This is a genomic window from Rhodovulum imhoffii (assembly GCF_003046545.1).
Classification (GTDB): domain Bacteria; phylum Pseudomonadota; class Alphaproteobacteria; order Rhodobacterales; family Rhodobacteraceae; genus Rhodovulum; species Rhodovulum imhoffii.
On the sequence record NZ_QAAA01000012.1, the window covers coordinates 52,224 to 70,259 of the forward strand.

Genomic DNA, 18,036 nt, shown 5'->3' on the forward strand with positions numbered 1-18,036 from the left:
AACCGGCGGCAACCTGTTTGACACAGTTGCAATATCGCGCAATTTGCGCCCTACTCCTGCAACCGGACAACGACAACAGGCACCGAATTGACCGACGCAAGAGAACCGCCTGTCCTTGAAATTCGCGATCTCCACAAAAGCTACGGCCGGCTGGAGGTTCTCAGGGGCGTGGATATCACCGCCCGAAAGGGTGACGTGGTATCCCTGATCGGCTCTTCCGGGTCGGGGAAATCCACGCTGCTGCGCTGTGCCAACCTGCTGGAAGACAGTCAGCAGGGCGATGTCCTGTTCGAGGGCGAACCGGTGCGCTGGAAAGGCACGGGCCCCGCCCGCCAGCCGGCGGACCGCAAGCAGGTGATCAACATCCGTACCCACCTTTCCATGGTCTTCCAGCAGTTCAACCTGTGGTCCCACATGACCGTCCTGCAAAACGTGATGGAAGCGCCCGTCACCGTTCTGGGGGAAAATCGCGACGAGGTCGAGACCCGCGCCCGCGACCTGCTGGAGAAAGTCGGAATAGGCGACAAATGCGGGGCCTACCCGGCCCAGCTCTCGGGGGGTCAGCAACAGCGCGCAGCCATCGCGCGGGCCCTGGCCATGCAGCCGCGGGCAATCCTGTTCGATGAACCCACCTCTGCCCTTGACCCCGAGCTTCAGCAAGAAGTCGTACGCGTCATCAAGGTGCTGGCCGAAGAGGGCCGGACCATGCTGCTGGTCACCCATGACATGCGGCTTGCGGCGGATGTGTCCGATAGCGTCGTCTTCCTGCATCAGGGCCTGATCGAAGAACAAGGTCCGCCCGAAACCCTTTTCGGGGCACCCCGCTCCGAACGTCTCAAACAATTCCTAAGCGCAACCGGCGCGGCCTGACCGCGCGATACTACGGGAGAAGAAGATGAAAAAGCTGATCCTTGGCACCGCAGCACTGGCGTTGAGCGCCGGCATGGCGCTGGCGCAGGATGTCGTCCGCCTTGGGACCGAAGGGGCCTATCCTCCGTACAACTTCATCAACGACAACGGTGAGGTCGATGGGTTTGAACGCGAACTGGGCGACGAGCTCTGCGCCCGCGCCGCACTGACCTGCGAATGGGTCACCAACGACTGGGATTCGATCATCCCCAACCTCGTCTCCGGCAACTACGATACCATCATCGCCGGCATGTCGATCACCGCCGAACGGCGGGAAGTCGTCGACTTTACCCAAGGCTACACCCCCCCCTCGCCCTCGGCCTACGCCGCGCTGAGCGACGATGTCGACCTGACCGGCGGCGTCATCGCCTCTCAGACCGGGACGATCCAGGCCAACTACGTGGTCGATACCGGCGCGACCCTTGTCGAGTTTCCAACTCTGGACGAAGCCCTGGCCGCCGTCCGCAACGGCGAAGCCGATGCCGTCATCCTCGACAAGGATTCCCTGGCCCCCGCGGTCAATGAATCGGGCGGGGAAATGATGTTCGTGGGCGAAGACATCGCCCTTGGCGAAGGGATCGGCATGGCATTCCGCAAGTCCGACCCGGATCTGCGCGCCACCTTCGACGCCGCCATCCAGAGCATGAAGGATGACGGCACGCTCAACGACCTGATCACCAAGTGGCTGGGCGAAGATTCGCCCCGCTTCTGACCGGCACGGGCGGGGTCCGACCGGACCCCGCCCGGTTTTCCCATGTTTGGTTATTGTTCCGATCCCTCTGCCCTTGACGGGCTTGTCTGGCTGTCGTGCTACCTGACCAGCGGCAAGCACATGGCGTTTTATGCCTCGTTCGGCACGGTGATGCTGCTGCTTGCGATCACGGCACCGGCCGCTTTGCTGTTCGGCTTTGGCGGTGCTGTGGCGGCACGCTCGGCGTTCTGGCCGCTGCGCATCCTGGGCAAGGCATATTCCGCGATGGTGCGGGGCATTCCCGATATCGTGTTTTTCCTGTTCGTTCCCATCGCGCTGGACCAGGCGTTCGAGTGGATGCGCCACAAGGCTCTCTGCCCGGAGTGGGAGGCACCGGTGCGCCAGGGAAACGACTTTGTCGTCTGCGTCGAAGCCAAGCTGCCGCTTTCGGCCAGTCCGCAATGGGTCCATGAGAGTTACGGTTTCGCACTTGCGGTCCTGGCCTTCTCGATCGTGTTCGGCGCCTTTGCTGCCAACGTGTTTTACGGCGCGATGCGCACCGTCCCACGTGCCCAGCTTGAGACCGCCCAGGCTTATGGCATGACCGAACGGCAGAGTTTCTGGCGCGTTCTGATCCCCCAGATGTGGATCTATGCGCTTCCCGGTCTGTCAAACCTGTGGATGATCCTCATCAAGGCCACGCCGCTGCTGTTTTTGCTGGGGGTGGAGGATATCGTCTACTGGGCGCGGGAACTTGGCGGATCCAAGACCAGCATTTACGCCTACCCGCACCCGGACTGGCGGCTTTACTACTTTCTGGCGCTTTTGGTGTTTTACCTCGCCCTGACCCGCGTCAGCGAGATTGCGCTGGCGCGGCTGACCGCGCGGCTTAGCCGTGGCCAGGCGACGATGGCGGGCGAAGCCCTCAGAAAGGCGGCGGTATGAGTTGCGTTCAGACGATCCAGGATTACGGCCTGCGCGCCCTCGGCATCGGGGAGCGTGTTCTGCCCCGCGCCGACATCACTCTGTGCGACCAGTTCACGCTGATCGGATCGGGGCTGATCTGGAACATCTACTTCGGGACGCTCGCGTTGATCGCAGGGTTTTTCCTGGCCACCGGGCTGGCTCTGGCGCGCGGCAGCCGCAATGTCCTTTTGCGCAAGCCCTCGGAGTGGTTCATCTTCGTGTTCAGGGGCTCCCCGCTTTTCATCCAGTTCTTCGTCGCTTATCAGGCTTTCGTGCTGCTGCCCAAGAACGGTATCGAAATCGACCTGATATTTACGCAGATCACTGCTGAAAGCCGGTGGCTGGCACGGGCGGCGGCAGGGGCGCTGATCGTGCTGTTTCTCAACACTGCCGCCTATACCGCCGAGATATTCTACGGCGCGCTGCGCTCCATCCCGAAAGGCGATGTCGAGGCCGCCGACGCCTATGGCATGAGCGGCTGGACCAAGTTCCGCCGGGTGGTCTGGCCGACGATGCTGCGGCTTGCCTGGCCCGCCTACACGAATGAGGCGATTTTTCTGTTCCACGCCACGACGCTGGTATTCTTCAGCGGATTTCCGGCGTGGCAGCAGAAAGGCGATGCCCTGTACTATGCGAACTATTTCGCTGACAAAACCTTCAACCCCTTTGTTCCCTATCCGATCGTGGCCGGGTATTTCATCTTGCTTACACTGGTGGTCATCGGGATCTTCGGGCTGGTAAACCGACAACTGAACCGCCACATTCCCCAGGCCCGCCCGAAGCTGCGGCTCCGCCCACAGGTGACCCGATGACAGACTGGTTGCGCGATCATCCCGAAATCCGGACCGTACGCGTCGCCGCCTGCGACCTGAACGGCCAGGCCCGCGGCAAGAGTATGCCGGCCCGCTTTGCCGGCAAGGTCGAGGATGAGGGGACGCGCTTTCCCCTTTCGGCACTGAATCTCGATATCTGGGGAGAGGACATCGAGGAAAGCCCGCTGGTTTTCGAAACCGGCGATGCCGACGGTCTTTTGCGCCCCACCGGACGAGGATTCGTGCCCATCCCGTGGCTGGATGCGCCTGCCGCACTCTTGCCGCTGTGGATGTTCAACGAGGACGGGAGCCCGTTTTCGGGCGATCCGCGCCATGCGCTGGCCCGTGTTCTGGACGCTTACGAAGCGCGCGGCTGGTACCCGCAAGTCGCCACGGAGCTGGAATTCTACCTGATCGACGACAGCGGCGACCACCTGCACCCGCCCCGCTCTCCCCGATCGGGCAAACGGAGGGTCGCGGCCGAAGTTCTCGCCCTGCGCACGCTGGATGCGTTCGACGATTTCTTCACCGATATCTACGACGCCTGCGAGGCGATGGACATTCCCGCCGACGCCGCGATTTCGGAGGCCGGCCTTGGCCAGTTCGAGATCAATCTTCTGCACGGTCCCGCGATGAAGGCCGCCGACGACACATGGCTGTTCAAACTTTTGGTCAAGGGGCTGGCGCGCTGTCACGGAGTCGCGGGCAGCTTCATGGCCAAGCCTTATCCCGAACACGCCGGAAACGGGCTGCACATGCATTTCTCGGTGCTGGATTCGGACGGGAACAACATTTTCGACGATGCCCGCCCCGATGGCCCCGCACAGTTGCGCGCAGCGGTGGCGGGGTGTCTTGCCGCCCTGCCCGACAGCGCGCTGATCCTGGCGCCGCACGCCAACAGCTATGACCGGCTGGTGCCCGGCGCCCATGCCCCCACGGGCATCTGCTGGGCGCATGAGAACCGGACGGCGGCCATCCGCATCCCCGGTGGCAGCCCTCGTGCCCGGCGGATCGAACATCGCGTCGCCGGCGGGGACATCAACCCCTACCTGACGATCGCCGCGGTTCTGGGCGCTGCGCTGCAAGGGATCGAGGACGGGCTGACACCCCCGGCTCCGATCACGGGCAATGCCTACGGCCAGAAGCTGCCGCAACTCCCCGCCGACTGGGCGGGCGCGATCGACAGGTTCGAGGCCAGCGACCGCATGGCGCGCATTTTCCCGCGGGAGATGATCCGCAATTACGTCATGACCAAGCGTCAGGAATTGCGCCGCATGGCCGGGCTGGACGAAGACGAGCGCACGGGGCTCTATCTCGATACGGTCTGAACCTTGTTGTCTTCGGGCTCCATACATAGATTTTCAGGGAAAAAACGATAGGGACCCCATGAAAATCGGCATTCTTGCACCCGGGCACGCCCCCGAAGCCCTGCGCCCCGCGCATGGTGACTACCCCGACATGTTCATGCGCCTCCTGGGGGAGGAAGGCTTTACCTTCCGCCTGTGGGATGTCGAAGCGATGGAGTTTCCCGATTCTCCCTCCGAGGCAGAGGGGTGGCTGATCACCGGTTCCCGCCACGGGGTTTATGAAGGGCACGCCTTCATCGCCCCCCTGGAAGCGTTCATCCGGGAAACGTACGCCGCCGGGGTGCCGATGGTCGGCATCTGCTTCGGCCATCAGATCATCGCGCAGGCCCTTGGCGGGCGGGTCGAAAAATTTGGCGGCGGCTGGGCCGTCGGTCCGACCGATTATGAGATCGAGGGGACGCCGCTGACCCTGAATGCCTGGCACCAGGATCAGGTTCTCGCCCCCCCTGAGGGCGCACGCACCGTGGGCCACAACCCCTTTTGCGCCCACGCGGCATTGCTGTATGACGGGCGGGCCTTCACCTTGCAGCCGCACCCGGAGTTCGACACCCCCTTCATAAAGGGCCTGATGGACACACGCGCCCCCGGCGTGGTACCCGAAGAACACTTGGCCGGGGCCCGCGCACGGATGGATGTGCCGGTATCCTCGGTCACGACAGCACGCCGCATCGCGCGCTTTTTCAAGGAAAGATCCTGATCATGTCCGACTGGACAAAAAAACTGCCCGACGCCGCCCGTGCCTACCTTGAGAACCGGAAACTGGACGAGGTGGAGTGCATCGTCGCCGACCTTGCGGGTGTGGCCCGGGGCAAGGCAATGCCGGCGGCGAAATTCGCCACGCAGTCGCTGTTCTATCTGCCCAACTCGATCTTTCTTCAGACCATTACCGGCGACTGGGCGGACATCGCGGGCGAGGCCTTCACCGAACCGGACATGATCCTGACCCCGGATTTCTCGACCGCGACGGCCGCCCCCTGGACGGCGGACTTCACCTTGCAGGTGATCCATGACATCACCGACCAGGCGGGGCATCCGGTTCCGATCGCCCCGCGCAACGTGCTCAAGCGGGTGGTACAACTTTACAACGACAGCGGCTGGACACCGATCGTAGCACCTGAGATGGAGTTCTTCCTCGTGGCCCGCAACGTGGACCCGACCCAGCCGGTCGTACCGCCAATGGGCCGGTCGGGGCGGCGCGCGGCGGCTCGGCAGGCCTATTCGCTGAGTGCTGTGGACGAATACGGTCCGGTCATCGACGATATCTACGATTTCGCCGAAGCGCAGGGGCTTGAGATCGACGGCATCCTTCAGGAGGGCGGCGCCGGCCAGGTGGAGATCAACCTTCGCCACGGTGACCCGGTCAGGCTCGCGGATGAGATATTCTACTTCAAGCGCCTGATCCGGGAGGCCGCGCTGCGCCACGACTGCTATGCAACCTTCATGGCCAAGCCGATCGAGGAAGAGCCCGGCAGCGCGATGCACATTCATCACTCCGTCGTGGACAGCCGCACCGGGCAGAACATATTCTCCCTGCCGGACGGCAGCGAAAGCCCCGCCTTCCAGAATTTCATCGCCGGGATGCAAAGGCACATCCCGTCGGTCGTGGCGCTGCTGGCGCCCTACGTAAACAGCTATCGGCGTTACGTACCGGACTTCGCGGCGCCGATCAATCTGGAATGGGGGCGCGACAACCGGACCACGGGGCTGCGGGTGCCCGTTTCCGACCCTGTTAGCCGCCGGGTGGAAAACCGGCTGGCGGGCATGGATTGCAACCCCTATCTGGGCATCGCGGCGTCTTTGGCATGCGGCTACCTGGGACTTCTGGAGCAGGAAATGCCCAAGCCTGAATACCGCGGCGACGCCTACACCACCGATGAGGACATCTCACGCAATCTGGCCGAGGCGCTGGACCTTCTGTCCGCCGCCCCCAAGGTGCAGGAGGTGCTGGGCGAGGCGTTCTGCCGGGTGTACGATTCCGTCAAGACGCTTGAATACAAGGCCTTTCTTCAAGTCATCAGCCCGTGGGAACGGGAACATCTTCTTTTGAACGTCTAAGCGGCCTTACGCCGACCGGGGAGGAACGGAAATGAAATACGAATACAAGGTCATACCCGCCCCGGCGCGGGCAGAGGGCAAGCGCGGCCAGCGGCGGGGGGAAGACCGGTTTTCCCAGACCTTGGGCGATGTGATGAACGTGCAGGCGCGTCAGGGTTGGGAGTACCAGCGGGCCGAAACGCTCCCCTGCGAGGAGCGGCACGGGCTGCGCGGGCGCTCTACCGTCACGTACACGGTCCTGGTGTTTCGCCGCCCGCATATCGGGAACGACCCGGCTTCCCCCGCACCCAAACCGGTTTTTGCCAGCCGGAGCCTGAACGGCCCGGAGGACATCACCTAAGCCTCGACCGACAGGGCCAGCGCGTGAATCTGGCCGATCACGTCCTCGCCCAGCGCCGCGTGGATGGCACGGTGGCGCTCCAGCCGGGACATGCCCGCGAAAGCCGGGGCCGTGATCGCCACGCGGAAATGGCTTTCCCCGCCTTCCCGATAACCCGCATGCCCGCGGTGGCGTTCGCTGTCATCGACGACATCAAGGCGTGTGGGGGCGAAGGCAGCCTCCAGCCGTTCATGGATCTCACGGGTTATCGACATTTTTCTGAACTCCCCCCTTCATTCCTGTGCTCAAAGGTCTAAACTCCTGCGTCCGAGTCGAAAAGGTGGCAGGTCATGGTGAAAAACGATCCTTTCGGGTTCGACATCTCCGTGTCGGCGGACAAGAAAAAACGTTCTCGCGGCAAACGCGGCATGTCCGGGGCGTTCGAAACATCGACGCGACAGTGCGAACATCCCGGCTGCACGGCGTCCGGACAGTATCGCGCGCCAAAATCTCCGGATCATCTGGACGAATATTTCTGGTTTTGCAAAACACATGTCCGCGAATACAATCTGAAATGGAATTTCTTCGGCGGCTCCACCGAAGAGGAAATGGATGCCCAGATCGCCCAGGACCGCGTCTGGGGACGCAAAACCGCGCCACTGGGGGCTTCCGAAGAACAGCGTGCCTGGGCGCGCCTGGGCGTAGACGACCCGCACCAGGTTCTGGGAGAAAACGCCACCCGCAATCCCGGACAGGGCCACGGAGCCACCCGCCGACTCCCCCCGACCGAGCGAAAGGCGCTCGATATCCTGGAAGCGCGCGATAGCTGGAGCAGGGCTGAAATCCGCAAACAGTACAAGTCTCTGGTCAAGGACCTGCATCCTGACAAGAACGGCGGCGACCGCGCGGATGAGGACCGCTTGCAAGAGGTGGTCTGGGCGTGGGACCAGATCAAGGACAGCCGGAATTTCGCAAACTGAAAAATCAAACCCCGGCCACCCGAAGGCGACCGGGGCCCGCAAACACGCCGATCATCGCCAACCTGCGCGCATGCGGTAGCCGCCGGGCAATCGTTACTGGTGTTACACGTACGACAGCGGCCTGACTGTTGGACCGGAGAGCACCACTCGGACCACGCGTGGGAAAAGAGCGATTCTCTTCCTTCGCATATACGGAATCATTTTAACTCTAATGACCGCCGAACAAAAGGCTGACTTGCCTTCCCTTGCACGGCGTCGCGATTTGATCCAGTAACGGACTGGACTAAGTCAGCACGGGCGCCCCTCCACTCACCCAGAACGCGACAGGACGGAAAGCGACATGGAAAACTCTGCCAGACCGACCGAGGAGATCTCGGTCCGGGAAACCTTCGGGATCGACAGCGATATGCGCATCAGGGGGTTCGCCGAGGGATCTGATCGCGTGCCCGACATCGACGCAACCTACAAGTTCGATCCGGACACCACGCTGGCCATTCTCGCGGGGTTCGCCCACAACCGCCGGGTGATGATTCAGGGCTACCACGGCACCGGGAAATCCACCCATATCGAACAGGTCGCCGCGCGGCTCAACTGGCCCTGTGTGCGCGTCAACCTCGACAGCCACATCAGCCGGATCGATCTGATCGGCAAGGATGCCATCAAGCTGCGCGACGGAAAACAGGTGACCGAATTCCAGGAGGGGATCCTGCCATGGGCGCTGCGCAACCCCTGCGCCATTGTGTTCGATGAATACGACGCCGGCCGGGCCGATGTAATGTTCGTGATCCAGCGCGTCCTGGAGGTCGACGGAAAACTGACCCTTCTGGACCAGAACAAGGTCATCACCCCACATCCGTCCTTTCGGCTGTTTGCCACGGCCAACACCGTCGGGCTGGGCGACACGACCGGTCTGTATCACGGCACCCAGCAGATCAACCAGGGACAGATGGACCGCTGGTCTCTGGTGGCAACGCTGAACTATCTCAGCCACGACGCCGAGGCGGCGATCGTTCTGGCCAAATGCCCGCATTACAACACCGAAAAGGGCCGCCGCACGATCGGCCAGATGGTCAGCGTCGCGGACCTGACGCGCACCGCCTTCATGGCCGGGGATCTTTCCACGGTCATGAGCCCGCGCACGGTTATCGCCTGGGCACAGAACGCCTCGATTTTCAAGGATGTGGGCTATGCCTTCCGGCTGACCTTTCTCAACAAGTGCGACGAACTGGAGCGCCAGACCGTGGCAGAATTCTACCAGCGGCTCTTCGATGAGGACCTGCCCGAAAGCGCCGCCAGCATGAGCCTGGCGTGAGCCATCCGTCCCACATCCTCTGGGGGGTAACGGTGATGGCAGTACTGGGGCTGGGGGCGTTTTACGCCTTTTCGGGGAAAAGCCTCCTCCCGCCTGCGCCCGCCTGCAAGGTGACCCGCGTCACCGACGGCGATACGCTTTACCTGCGCTGCAACGATTTCGAGGGGCCGGTGCGGCTGCTGGATTTCGATACACCGGAAACCCACTACGCACGATGCCCCGCGGAAAAGGCGCTGGGAGACATCGCGACCGGCTTCCTGCGTGACCGTCTTTCGGCCGCGCAGACCCTTCACCCCACCTTCGAGGGGCAGGACAAATATGGTCGGCAACTGGTGCGCCTCAACCTTGATGGCGAAGCTCTGGCGGACATAATGATCGAGGCCGGTCTTGCGGTCCCCTACAAGGGCGGAAAACGCATCAACTGGTGCCGGAAGCTGGAAAACTGACATGCCGCAGAACACCGACAACCCCGCCGATCCGTTCAAGAAGGCCCTGGCCGAGGCCACCAGGGTTATGGCCGACGACCGCGATCTGGGGATCAGCTATTCCGTAGACCCGCCCGGGGCCACGGCGGAAGCCCTGCGCCTGCCCCAGGTCAGCCGCCGCATGACACGCGACGAGGTGCTTCTGGCCCGCGGCACAGCCGATGCCTTCGCCCTGCGCCACAAGTACCATGACAGCGCGACCCACGCGCGCTTTCTGCCTTCCGGCCAGATGGCGCGCGACCTTTACGAAGCGATGGAAACCGCCCGGTGCGAGGCGCTCGGCGCACGGACCATGCCCGGCACCGCCAGCAATATCGACGCCCGTATCGCGGCGGAAACGCTCAAAAAAGGTTATGCGCAGGCCAGCGACCCGGCCGGAATTCCCCTGCCCGCCGCCGCGGGTTACCTTGTGCGCCAGCTTGCCACCGGACGCCCCCTGCCCCCCGGTGCCGCCCACGCGGTGGAGCTGTGGCGCGGATTCATCGAGGAGCAGGCGTCCGGAACGCTTGGCTCTCTCGACGCCGTGCTTGCCGATCAGGCCAGCTTTGCCCGCCTTGCCCGCAAGGTGATCGAGGATCTCGGCTATGGCGACCAGTTGGGCGACGATCCGGAAACCGAGGACGACCCCCAGGACGAGCCGGATACCGATGCCGAAGAACAGCCCGAAACCGGGAGCGAGGACGAACAACAGGCCCCCGACGAGAGCGACGTCTCTCCCGAACAGGAACAGGACGACAGCCTCGACGCCGCTCAGGCGCAGGTTTCCCCTGACGATCTGGCCGATGCACCGGAGGGGGAGGAGACCGATCTGCCCGAAGGCGAAGCCCCACAGGAACAGCCCCCCCAGCCCGTCTCCGAGGCGGATCCGGAGTATCGGGTCTTTTGCACGGAGTTCGACGAGGAAATCCGCGCCGAGGATCTGGCCGAACCGATCGAACTGGAGCGCCTGCGCGCCTATCTCGATCAGCAACTCGACCCGCTCAAAGGTGCGGTGGGCCGCCTGGCGAACAAGCTGCAACGCCGCCTTCAGGCCCAGCAGAACCGAAGCTGGGAGTTCGACCGCGAGGAAGGCATTCTGGACGCCGGACGGCTGGCGCGGGTCGTTGCCAACCCCACCACACCGCTTTCGTTCAAGGTGGAAAAGGATACCGAATTCCGCGACACGGTCGTGACGCTCTTGCTCGACAACTCCGGCAGCATGCGCGGGCGGCCGATCTCGATCGCCGCGATCTGCGCGGACGTTCTGGCCCGTACGCTGGAACGTTGCGACGTCAAGGTGGAGATACTTGGCTTCACCACCCGCGCATGGAAAGGCGGCCAATCCCGCGAGAGATGGCTGGCCGACGGGCGCGACCTGTCGCCGGGGCGGCTGAACGACCTGCGTCACATTATCTACAAATCCGCCGACGCCCCGTGGCGCCGCGCCCGCCAAAACCTTGGCCTGATGATGAAAGAAGGGTTGCTGAAGGAAAATATCGACGGCGAAGCCCTGGAATGGGCCCATCGCCGGATGCAAGTGCGCCCCGAAGCGCGCAAGATTCTGATGGTCATTTCCGACGGCGCCCCGGTGGACGATTCCACCCTGTCGGTCAACGCCGCCAGTTTCCTTGAAAAACACTTGCGCGATGTGATCGCCATGGTGGAACGGCGCAAGGTCGTGGAACTCATGGCCATCGGCATCGGGCATGACGTGACGCGCTATTACCAGCGCGCCCTCACCATCACGGATGTGGAACAGCTTGCGGGCGCGATGACGGAACAACTGGCCGCGCTGTTTGACAAGGACCCGCGGGCGCGTGCCCGCATGATCGGGATCAGGAAGGCAAGCTGATGCACCAGACATTCGAAAGCCCCACCCGCCCGCAAGACGGGGCGCCCCGTCTTGCGGCATTGCGCGCGGAAATGACCGGGGAAGGCCTGAGCGGGTTTCTCATCCCCCGCGCCGACGCCTACCAGGGCGAGTATGTCGCCCCCCATGATGAGCGTCTGGCATGGCTGACAGGGTTCAGCGGCTCTGCCGGGTTCGCGGCCGTGTTACCCGATCGCGCGGGGATCTTCATCGACGGACGCTATCGCGTACAGGTCCGGACACAGGTGGATCCGGGGCATTTCACCCCCGTGGACTGGCCGGAAACCAAACTGTCAGACTGGTTGATCGCGGAACTGCCCGATGGGGGTGTGATCGGGCTGGACCCATGGCTGCACACTCCCGACGAGGTCGCAAAGCTCGAAGCCGCACTGACAGGCACCGGGATCTCCCTGCGCGAAACCGCCAACCTCGTGGACCGGATCTGGGTCGATCAGCCCGCCCCGCCCGCCGGTCGCATCAGCCCCTATCCCGAAGAGATGGCCGGAGAAACCCATGGCGCGAAACGCGCGCGTCTTGGCCGGTCCCTGCGTGAGGCGGGGCAAAAAGCGGTGGTTCTGACCCAGCCGGACTCGATCGCGTGGCTTCTGAATCTGCGCGGCGGCGATATCGCCCGCACCCCGGTTCCCCACGCCTTCGGGGTTTTGCATGACGACGGGCATGTGACGCTTTATGCCAACCCCGCGAAATACGCAAATGACCTGCCCGGCCACCTCGGCAAGGAAGTCAGCCTGCGCCCGGATTCCGCCTTCGGACCGGGGCTGCGCAGCCTTATCGGCCCGGTCCGGATCGACCCGCAACGCGCGCCCCTGTGGGTCCTGCGCGAACTTCAGGCCGCCGGGATCGCCATCGCCGAAGGCGAAGACCCGTGCCTGCTGCCGAAAGCCTGCAAGAACGCCACCGAACTGGACGGCACCCGCGCCGCCCATATCCGCGACGGCGCGGCGATGGTGGAATTCCTGTCCTGGCTGGACGACGAAGCCCCGAAAGGCGGGCTGAGCGAGATCGACGTGGTCAAGCGGCTGGAAAGCTTCCGCCGGGCGACCGGCGCGCTGAAGGATATCAGCTTTGAAACCATCGCGGGCGCGGGCCCGAACGCGGCCATGTGCCACTACCGTGTCAGCGAGGCCACCAACCGCACCGTCACCCCCGGAGAGCTTTTGTTGGTCGACAGCGGCGGCCAGTACCTTGACGGCACCACCGACATCACCCGCACGATAGCTGTGGGCGTCATCCCCAACGCCGAGAAGGAAGCCTTCACCCGCGTGCTGCAAGGCATGATTGCCGTATCGCGCCTGCGTTTCCCAAAGGGGCTGTCCGGGCGCGACCTTGACGCCGTGGCGCGATATCCGCTGTGGCTGGCGGGGATGGATTACGATCACGGCACCGGCCACGGGGTCGGGCACTACCTGTCGGTGCACGAAGGGCCGCAGCGGCTCTCCAGGATTTCGACGGTACCGCTGCGGCCGGGAATGATCCTGTCGAACGAACCGGGCTACTACCGGGAGGGCGCGTTCGGCATCCGCATCGAGAACCTGATCTTGGTGCGCGAAGCCGCGCCCCTGCCCGGCGGCGATGCCCGCGAGATGCTGGATTTCGAAACCGTCACCTTCGTGCCGATCGACCGCCGCCTGATCCTGTCCGACCGCCTGAGCGCCGCGGAACGTGACTGGCTCAACGCCTACCACGCCGAGGTCGCCGCGCGGATCGGCCCGCTCGTCTCCGCTGGCGCACGACGCTGGCTGGACCAGGCGACCGCGCCGCTCTGACGCATTCGGCAAATGGACAGGCGTGACATCGACATGTCACACAACGACACAGAGTTGAGATTTGAAAAAGGAGAGACTCATGGCCGCTCACATCGCGATCCACAAGGCGGAAGGGGCGTGGGTTGTGCGCGCCGGGGGTGCCGTCATCGCCGAAAGCCGCAACGCGCTGGAACTGATCGAGGGCGATGCCCCTGCGGTGATCTATTTTCCGCCCGAGGACGTGGCCATGGCCTTTCTGGACCCGTCCGAAAGCCGCACCGCCTGCCCACACAAGGGCGAGGCGCGGTATCTTTCTCTGGAAACCAAGAGCACCACGCTTCAGGACGTGGCGTGGTACTATGACTCCCCAAAACCGGGGATGGAGCGCATCGCCGGCCACCTGGCCTTCTACCCGGAAAAGGTTACGGTCGAACAGCTTTAGGAATGTTCCTCGGCTGCCGTATCGGCCAGCGCACGACTGTAAGCCTTCAGCGCATCGACGTGGAACAGCGCGCCCAGGAGTTGGGGAGAATTGCTGCCTGCGTCACGCGCAACCACTGGAATATAGCTGTACCCCCATCGGTCGAAGATCGGCATCGCATCGTAAAGCGTTGCCGTGGGGCCCACCATGACCCCTTGCCCGATCATTTCCCGGCACGCCTCCTGCGAAGCCGCGCGCGGATGATCCGTACGCCGCATCAACGCGGCGGCCGAGTAAACGGACAACAGGTAAGCCTGTGGTCCGGCAGCCAATCGCTTGCCGCGCCGCTCCAGCTGCGTCAGAAAGAAGGAACGATCAACCAGCCGGCTGGCCAGCGCGGTGGAGATTGAAACCGCCACCATCACGGCCAGCCCGGTCTGCCAGTCGCCTGTCATTTCAAAGACGATCAGCGTGGTGGAGATCGGCGCGCCCAGAACTGCCGCCGCGACCGCGCCCATGCCAGCCAGAGCATAGAGGGTCTCTGCCCCCGAGACGTCCGGGAATACGCCGGTCGCCACCAGGCCGAAGGCGAGTCCCGTCAGCGCCCCCATCATCAAGGACGGCGAAAAGACCCCGCCCCCCATCCGCCCGGCCATGGTCAGCGCCACCGCCGCAGCCTTGACCATGGCGAACACCACAGCCTCGTGAAGCAACAGGCTTCCGGTCAGCGCGGCGGAGGTCGTCTCATACCCCACCCCGATGATATGGGGAAACCCGATCGCCATCGCCCCCAGCCCCAGGCCCGCCACCGCCGGGCGCAGCCAGCGGGGCATGCGGGTTATTGCCTGAACCTTGTCTGCGGCGCCCTCGGCCCAGAAAATGCTGCGCATCAGCACGACCGCAACCAACCCGCAAACCACTCCCAGGAGCAGGAAGGCCGGCAACTCCACGTAAAAATCGAGCTGATCGTCCTGCAACAGGGTGAACTCTGTCACGTCCCCGAACTCCAGCCGGTTGATGACCGTCCCGGCCACGGCAGCGATTGCGATGGGGGCGAACGCATGCACTGCGAAATGCCGCAGCACGACCTCCAGCGCGAACAGGCTCCCCGCGATCGGCGCATTGAAAGAGGCCGAGACCGCTGCCGCCACCGCACATCCCAGAAGGTCGCGCCCGGTGATGCCGTTGGCGTTGATCCGGTCGGAAATCCATGTCGAAATGACCCCGGCCATGTGCACCACAGGCCCTTCCCGCCCGGTGGAGCCCCCCGAAGACAGCGTGATCAGCGATGCCAGCGCCGAGACGATGCCCTCCTTCTTTTCGACACGCCCTTCATGCAGGGCCGCGCCCTCGATCACGTCCGCGACCGAACGCGCACGGCCATCCCGCGTCATGACGTTCAGCAAAACCCCGACAACCAGCCCCCCCGCGACCGGAATCAGCAAGACCCAGTACCACGCCAGCGTCTCGGCATAGCTGTGCAGGCGGTGGGGGTCCTCCACGCCGTAGAGCCTGGTCTGTAGCAGGTCGATCCCCTTGCGGAAGGTCAGCGCGGCGAACCCAGCCGCCACGCCGATCAGCAGCGCGATGAACCAGAACTGCACCTGCGAGGGCCCCTGGCGCCGCAGCAAAACCCATGTCCGGCGCAAACGATACCGAAATTTACCAAAGTCGATCGCCACCGCTTGTCTTTACCCCGCCTTCACGGCACCTGATCCAAAATGCGGGCTGCGTCCGGCTTTCCCCGGCGGCTTGTCTGGCCTAGGGTGCCCTCGCCGCGTGCCCGCCACAGCAAGGAGATCAGTGCATGTCCATCCGGGAAGTCTTGCCCGAACTTGAAAAAATTCTAGGCGATCGCCTCAGCTTGTCCAAGTCCGATCTCGCCAACCATGGGCGGAACGAAACCCACTTTGCCCCGGCCAGCCCTGACGCGGTGGTTTACCCGGAAACGACCGGGGAAGTATCCCAAATCGTAAAGGTCTGTGCGGCGCGGGGCTGCCCGGTTACGGGCTGGGGCGCGGGCACCTCGCTGGAAGGGCACGCACTTGCGGTCAAGGGCGGCGTTGTGGTGGATTTCCAGCACATGAACAAGGTTCTGCGTATCAGTCCGGAAGACATGGACGTCACCGTACAACCCGGAATCACCCGCGAGGATCTGAACCGCGAATTGCGTAGCACGGGCCTTTTCTTTCCGGTCGATCCGGGGGCGAACGCCTCCCTGGGCGGCATGGCGGCAACGCGCGCCAGTGGCACCACCGCCGTACGCTACGGCACGATGCGCGAAAACGTTCTGGGTTTGCAGGTGGTTCTGGCGGATGGGCGGGTCATCCGCACCGGCACGCGGGCGCGCAAATCCTCCGCAGGTTACGACCTGACGGGCCTTTTCGTCGGTGCCGAAGGCACGCTGGGCCTGTTGACTGAACTCACCCTGCGTTTGCAAGGCCAGCCAGAGGCGATCTCTGCCGCCATCTGCGCTTTCGATGACATCGGTCCGGCAGTACAGACCGTGATCCAGACCATTCAGATGGGTATCCCGATGGCACGGATCGAGTTTGTCGATGCCACCACCGCAGCGGCCTTCAACAGCTATGCGGGGGCAGACATGCCCGAAACCCCGCACCTGATGGTGGAGTTCCATGGCTCGGACGCGGGCGTTGCGGAGCAGGCCGAAAGCTTCGGGACCATCGTGACCGAAATGGGCGGCCAAGGCTTCCGCTGGTCCGCGCGGACGGAGGACCGCACCGCGCTGTGGACAATGCGGCACAACGCATTTTATGCCTGCCTGTCCCTGCGGCCAGGGGCGAGTGCACTGGTCACTGACATGTGCGTGCCGATCTCACGCCTTGCCGACGCGGTTGAGGAAACCCGCGCCGATATCGCCCGCGCCTCGATCCCCGGCCCGATTCTGGGCCATGTGGGTGACGGCAATTTCCACGCCATCCTGTTGGTGGAACCGAACAACATCGCCGAGATGGAAGAAGCCAGGGCTCTGGCCCACAGAATGGTGGGACGCGCGCTGCGCATGGGCGGCACCGTCACCGGCGAACATGGCATCGGTATGGGCAAACTGGACTACATGGAGGACGAGCACGGCCAGGCCTGGGACGTGATGGGAGAGATCAAACGGACCCTGGACCCAGGCGACCTGATGAATCCGGGCAAGCTTGTCCGCCAGCCTTAGTGCGTTCCGCCGAGAACTTGAATCGTTGGGATTCCCTTGAGGTCTGATCTGTGGTTCATCCTTTTTGGGAGGATGGATCATGTCAGGACCTTTTCCGGACGCACTTCGGACGCGGTTTCAGCGATTGATTGAGGAAGGGTTAAGCGGTCGTGCGGCGGCGTTACGCTTGAAGCTTTCGCCAGCCACCAGGGCGCGCTGGGGGCTTGCGATCCGCCGCACTGGTCGTGCAAGCGCGGCCCCTCAGGGTCGCCCCAGGGGCAAGGGAAAGCTCGATCCGCATCGCGGCCTTTTTGCAGAAATCATCGCGCAGGATGGCGACATCACGATGCCGGAGCTGGCATCTGCCCTGCATGACGCGACCGGCGTGCGCGCGTAGGCGGCATTCCGGTTCCTGGGCTGTTCGGCAAATTGGATGCCGTTATCGGTCAGGATCGTGTGGATGCGGTAGGGGACGGCCTCGAGCAGATGCTCCAGAAACACCCAGGTGGTGCGCCTGTCGGCCTTTTCGACGAGTTGGGTGACCGCGAATTTGCTGGTGCGGTCGATGGCCACGAAGAGACAGAGCTTACCCTCGGCCGTCTGCACTTCGGCGATATCCATGTGAAAGAAGCCGATGGGATAGCGTTTGAACCGCTGACGCTTCGGCTTGTCGCCGCCGACCTCAGGCAGGCGCGAGATGCCGTGCCGCTGCAGGCACCGGTGCAGCGCCGAGCGGGTCAGATGCGGGACCGTCGGTTGCAGTGCATAGAGACAGTCGTCGAGTGGCAAGAGCGTGTGCCGGCGGAACGCAACGATCATCGCTTCCTCAGTCTCACTGAGAACGGTGGAACGCGGAGCTTTCGGCCCGGTCTTGCGATCTTCCACTGTCTCGCGCTTGCGCCACTTCGCGACGGTCTTCGGATTGATCCCGAGTTCCCGGCTCA

At 63.7% G+C, this 18,036-nt stretch carries 17 protein-coding genes and 1 pseudogene; 15 read left to right on the top strand and 3 right to left on the bottom strand.

Annotation, left to right across the window (positions count from 1 at the left end; translation table 11 throughout):
• The first annotated feature begins 87 nt into the window (after positions 1-87).
• Genes C8N32_RS10485 through C8N32_RS10520 form a run of 8 tightly spaced genes read left to right on the top strand, consistent with a single transcriptional unit; the run spans position 88 to position 7,140 of the window.
• A complete protein-coding gene (locus tag C8N32_RS10485) occupies positions 88-870 on the top strand; it encodes an ABC transporter ATP-binding protein (protein WP_107892942.1) in 783 nt (260 codons plus the stop codon).
• 25 nt (positions 871-895) lie between these two features.
• The gene (locus C8N32_RS10490; RefSeq protein WP_107892943.1) at positions 896-1,621 is read left to right on the top strand and encodes a transporter substrate-binding domain-containing protein; all 726 of its coding nucleotides are present in this window, start codon (positions 896-898) and stop codon (positions 1,619-1,621) included.
• 42 nt (positions 1,622-1,663) lie between these two features.
• The gene (locus C8N32_RS10495; RefSeq protein WP_107892944.1) at positions 1,664-2,545 is read left to right on the top strand and encodes an ABC transporter permease; all 882 of its coding nucleotides are present in this window, start codon (positions 1,664-1,666) and stop codon (positions 2,543-2,545) included.
• Positions 2,542-3,378 (top strand): ABC transporter permease, encoded by an 837-nt coding sequence (locus C8N32_RS10500; protein ID WP_107892945.1) that lies wholly within the window; start codon positions 2,542-2,544, stop codon positions 3,376-3,378. The genes C8N32_RS10495 and C8N32_RS10500 overlap by 4 nt, the downstream gene beginning before the upstream one ends.
• On the top strand, positions 3,375-4,706 hold the full coding sequence (locus tag C8N32_RS10505; protein ID WP_107892946.1) for a glutamine synthetase family protein: 1,332 nt from the start codon (positions 3,375-3,377) through the stop codon (positions 4,704-4,706). The genes C8N32_RS10500 and C8N32_RS10505 overlap by 4 nt, the downstream gene beginning before the upstream one ends.
• 58 nt (positions 4,707-4,764) lie before the next feature.
• Positions 4,765-5,442 carry a type 1 glutamine amidotransferase gene (locus C8N32_RS10510; RefSeq protein WP_107892947.1) on the top strand — a complete coding sequence of 226 codons (678 nt, stop codon included), beginning with the start codon at positions 4,765-4,767 and terminating at the stop codon, positions 5,440-5,442.
• A 2-nt stretch (positions 5,443-5,444) separates the two neighbouring features.
• On the top strand, positions 5,445-6,800 hold the full coding sequence (locus tag C8N32_RS10515; protein ID WP_107892948.1) for a glutamine synthetase family protein: 1,356 nt from the start codon (positions 5,445-5,447) through the stop codon (positions 6,798-6,800).
• 31 nt (positions 6,801-6,831) lie between these two features.
• Positions 6,832-7,140 (top strand): DUF4177 domain-containing protein, encoded by a 309-nt coding sequence (locus C8N32_RS10520; RefSeq protein WP_107892949.1) that lies wholly within the window; start codon positions 6,832-6,834, stop codon positions 7,138-7,140.
• Here the strand turns inward: C8N32_RS10520 and C8N32_RS10525 are convergent.
• On the bottom strand, positions 7,137-7,394 hold the full coding sequence (locus C8N32_RS10525; RefSeq protein WP_107892950.1) for a BolA family protein: 258 nt from the start codon (positions 7,392-7,394) through the stop codon (positions 7,137-7,139). The genes C8N32_RS10520 and C8N32_RS10525 overlap by 4 nt on opposite strands.
• Positions 7,395-7,469: 75 nt before the next feature.
• Here C8N32_RS10525 and C8N32_RS10530 point away from each other — a divergent pair, with 75 nt between their 5' ends.
• The 6 genes from C8N32_RS10530 to C8N32_RS10555 all read left to right on the top strand — a co-directional run bounded on the left by C8N32_RS10530 (position 7,470) and on the right by C8N32_RS10555 (position 13,953).
• The gene (locus tag C8N32_RS10530) at positions 7,470-8,099 is read left to right on the top strand and encodes a J domain-containing protein (RefSeq protein ID WP_107892951.1); all 630 of its coding nucleotides are present in this window, start codon (positions 7,470-7,472) and stop codon (positions 8,097-8,099) included.
• A gap of 340 nt (positions 8,100-8,439) precedes the next feature.
• A complete protein-coding gene (gene cobS / locus C8N32_RS10535; RefSeq protein ID WP_107892952.1) occupies positions 8,440-9,411 on the top strand; it encodes a cobaltochelatase subunit CobS in 972 nt (323 codons plus the stop codon).
• A complete protein-coding gene (locus tag C8N32_RS10540; RefSeq protein ID WP_107892953.1) occupies positions 9,408-9,857 on the top strand; it encodes a thermonuclease family protein in 450 nt (149 codons plus the stop codon). Before cobS ends, C8N32_RS10540 begins: the two co-directional genes overlap by 4 nt.
• A gap of 1 nt (position 9,858) precedes the next feature.
• Positions 9,859-11,727, top strand: coding sequence for a cobaltochelatase subunit CobT (gene cobT, locus C8N32_RS10545; RefSeq protein WP_107892954.1), 1,869 nt, complete (start codon positions 9,859-9,861; stop codon positions 11,725-11,727).
• Entirely contained in the window at positions 11,727-13,532 is a 1,806-nt protein-coding gene (locus C8N32_RS10550) for an aminopeptidase P family protein (protein WP_107892955.1), read from the top strand. The genes cobT and C8N32_RS10550 overlap by 1 nt, the downstream gene beginning before the upstream one ends.
• Positions 13,533-13,611: 79 nt before the next feature.
• On the top strand, positions 13,612-13,953 hold the full coding sequence (locus C8N32_RS10555; protein ID WP_107892956.1) for a DUF427 domain-containing protein: 342 nt from the start codon (positions 13,612-13,614) through the stop codon (positions 13,951-13,953).
• Here C8N32_RS10555 and C8N32_RS10560 read toward each other — a convergent pair.
• A complete protein-coding gene (locus tag C8N32_RS10560) occupies positions 13,950-15,614 on the bottom strand; it encodes a chloride channel protein (RefSeq protein ID WP_107892957.1) in 1,665 nt (554 codons plus the stop codon). The genes C8N32_RS10555 and C8N32_RS10560 overlap by 4 nt on opposite strands.
• Positions 15,615-15,739: 125 nt before the next feature.
• On the opposite strand from C8N32_RS10560, the gene C8N32_RS10565 reads away from it, so the two are divergent.
• Complete coding sequence (locus C8N32_RS10565) at positions 15,740-17,113, top strand: FAD-binding oxidoreductase (RefSeq protein WP_107892958.1); 1,374 nt, start codon at positions 15,740-15,742, stop codon at positions 17,111-17,113.
• A 378-nt stretch (positions 17,114-17,491) separates the two neighbouring features.
• On the opposite strand, the pseudogene C8N32_RS10575 reads toward C8N32_RS10565, so the two are convergent.
• A pseudogene (locus C8N32_RS10575) lies at positions 17,492-18,036 on the bottom strand (DDE-type integrase/transposase/recombinase); the annotation flags it as partial.

Bases quoted from the DNA above. Each gene is read 5' to 3' on its own strand.
- C8N32_RS10525 (WP_107892950.1), bottom strand. From the start codon at position 7,394: ATGTCGATAACCCGTGAGATCCATGAACGGCTGGAGGCTGCCTTCGCC.
- C8N32_RS10505 (WP_107892946.1), top strand. From the start codon at position 3,375: ATGACAGACTGGTTGCGCGATCATCCCGAAATCCGGACCGTACGCGTC.
- C8N32_RS10490 (WP_107892943.1), top strand. From the start codon at position 896: ATGAAAAAGCTGATCCTTGGCACCGCAGCACTGGCGTTGAGCGCCGGC.
- C8N32_RS10495 (WP_107892944.1), top strand. From the start codon at position 1,664: ATGTTTGGTTATTGTTCCGATCCCTCTGCCCTTGACGGGCTTGTCTGG.
- cobT (WP_107892954.1), top strand. From the start codon at position 9,859: ATGCCGCAGAACACCGACAACCCCGCCGATCCGTTCAAGAAGGCCCTG.
- C8N32_RS10500 (WP_107892945.1), top strand. From the start codon at position 2,542: ATGAGTTGCGTTCAGACGATCCAGGATTACGGCCTGCGCGCCCTCGGC.
- C8N32_RS10530 (WP_107892951.1), top strand. From the start codon at position 7,470: ATGGTGAAAAACGATCCTTTCGGGTTCGACATCTCCGTGTCGGCGGAC.
- C8N32_RS10550 (WP_107892955.1), top strand. From the start codon at position 11,727: ATGCACCAGACATTCGAAAGCCCCACCCGCCCGCAAGACGGGGCGCCC.
- C8N32_RS10515 (WP_107892948.1), top strand. From the start codon at position 5,445: ATGTCCGACTGGACAAAAAAACTGCCCGACGCCGCCCGTGCCTACCTT.
- C8N32_RS10565 (WP_107892958.1), top strand. From the start codon at position 15,740: ATGTCCATCCGGGAAGTCTTGCCCGAACTTGAAAAAATTCTAGGCGAT.
- cobS (WP_107892952.1), top strand. From the start codon at position 8,440: ATGGAAAACTCTGCCAGACCGACCGAGGAGATCTCGGTCCGGGAAACC.
- C8N32_RS10555 (WP_107892956.1), top strand. From the start codon at position 13,612: ATGGCCGCTCACATCGCGATCCACAAGGCGGAAGGGGCGTGGGTTGTG.
- C8N32_RS10510 (WP_107892947.1), top strand. From the start codon at position 4,765: ATGAAAATCGGCATTCTTGCACCCGGGCACGCCCCCGAAGCCCTGCGC.
- C8N32_RS10520 (WP_107892949.1), top strand. From the start codon at position 6,832: ATGAAATACGAATACAAGGTCATACCCGCCCCGGCGCGGGCAGAGGGC.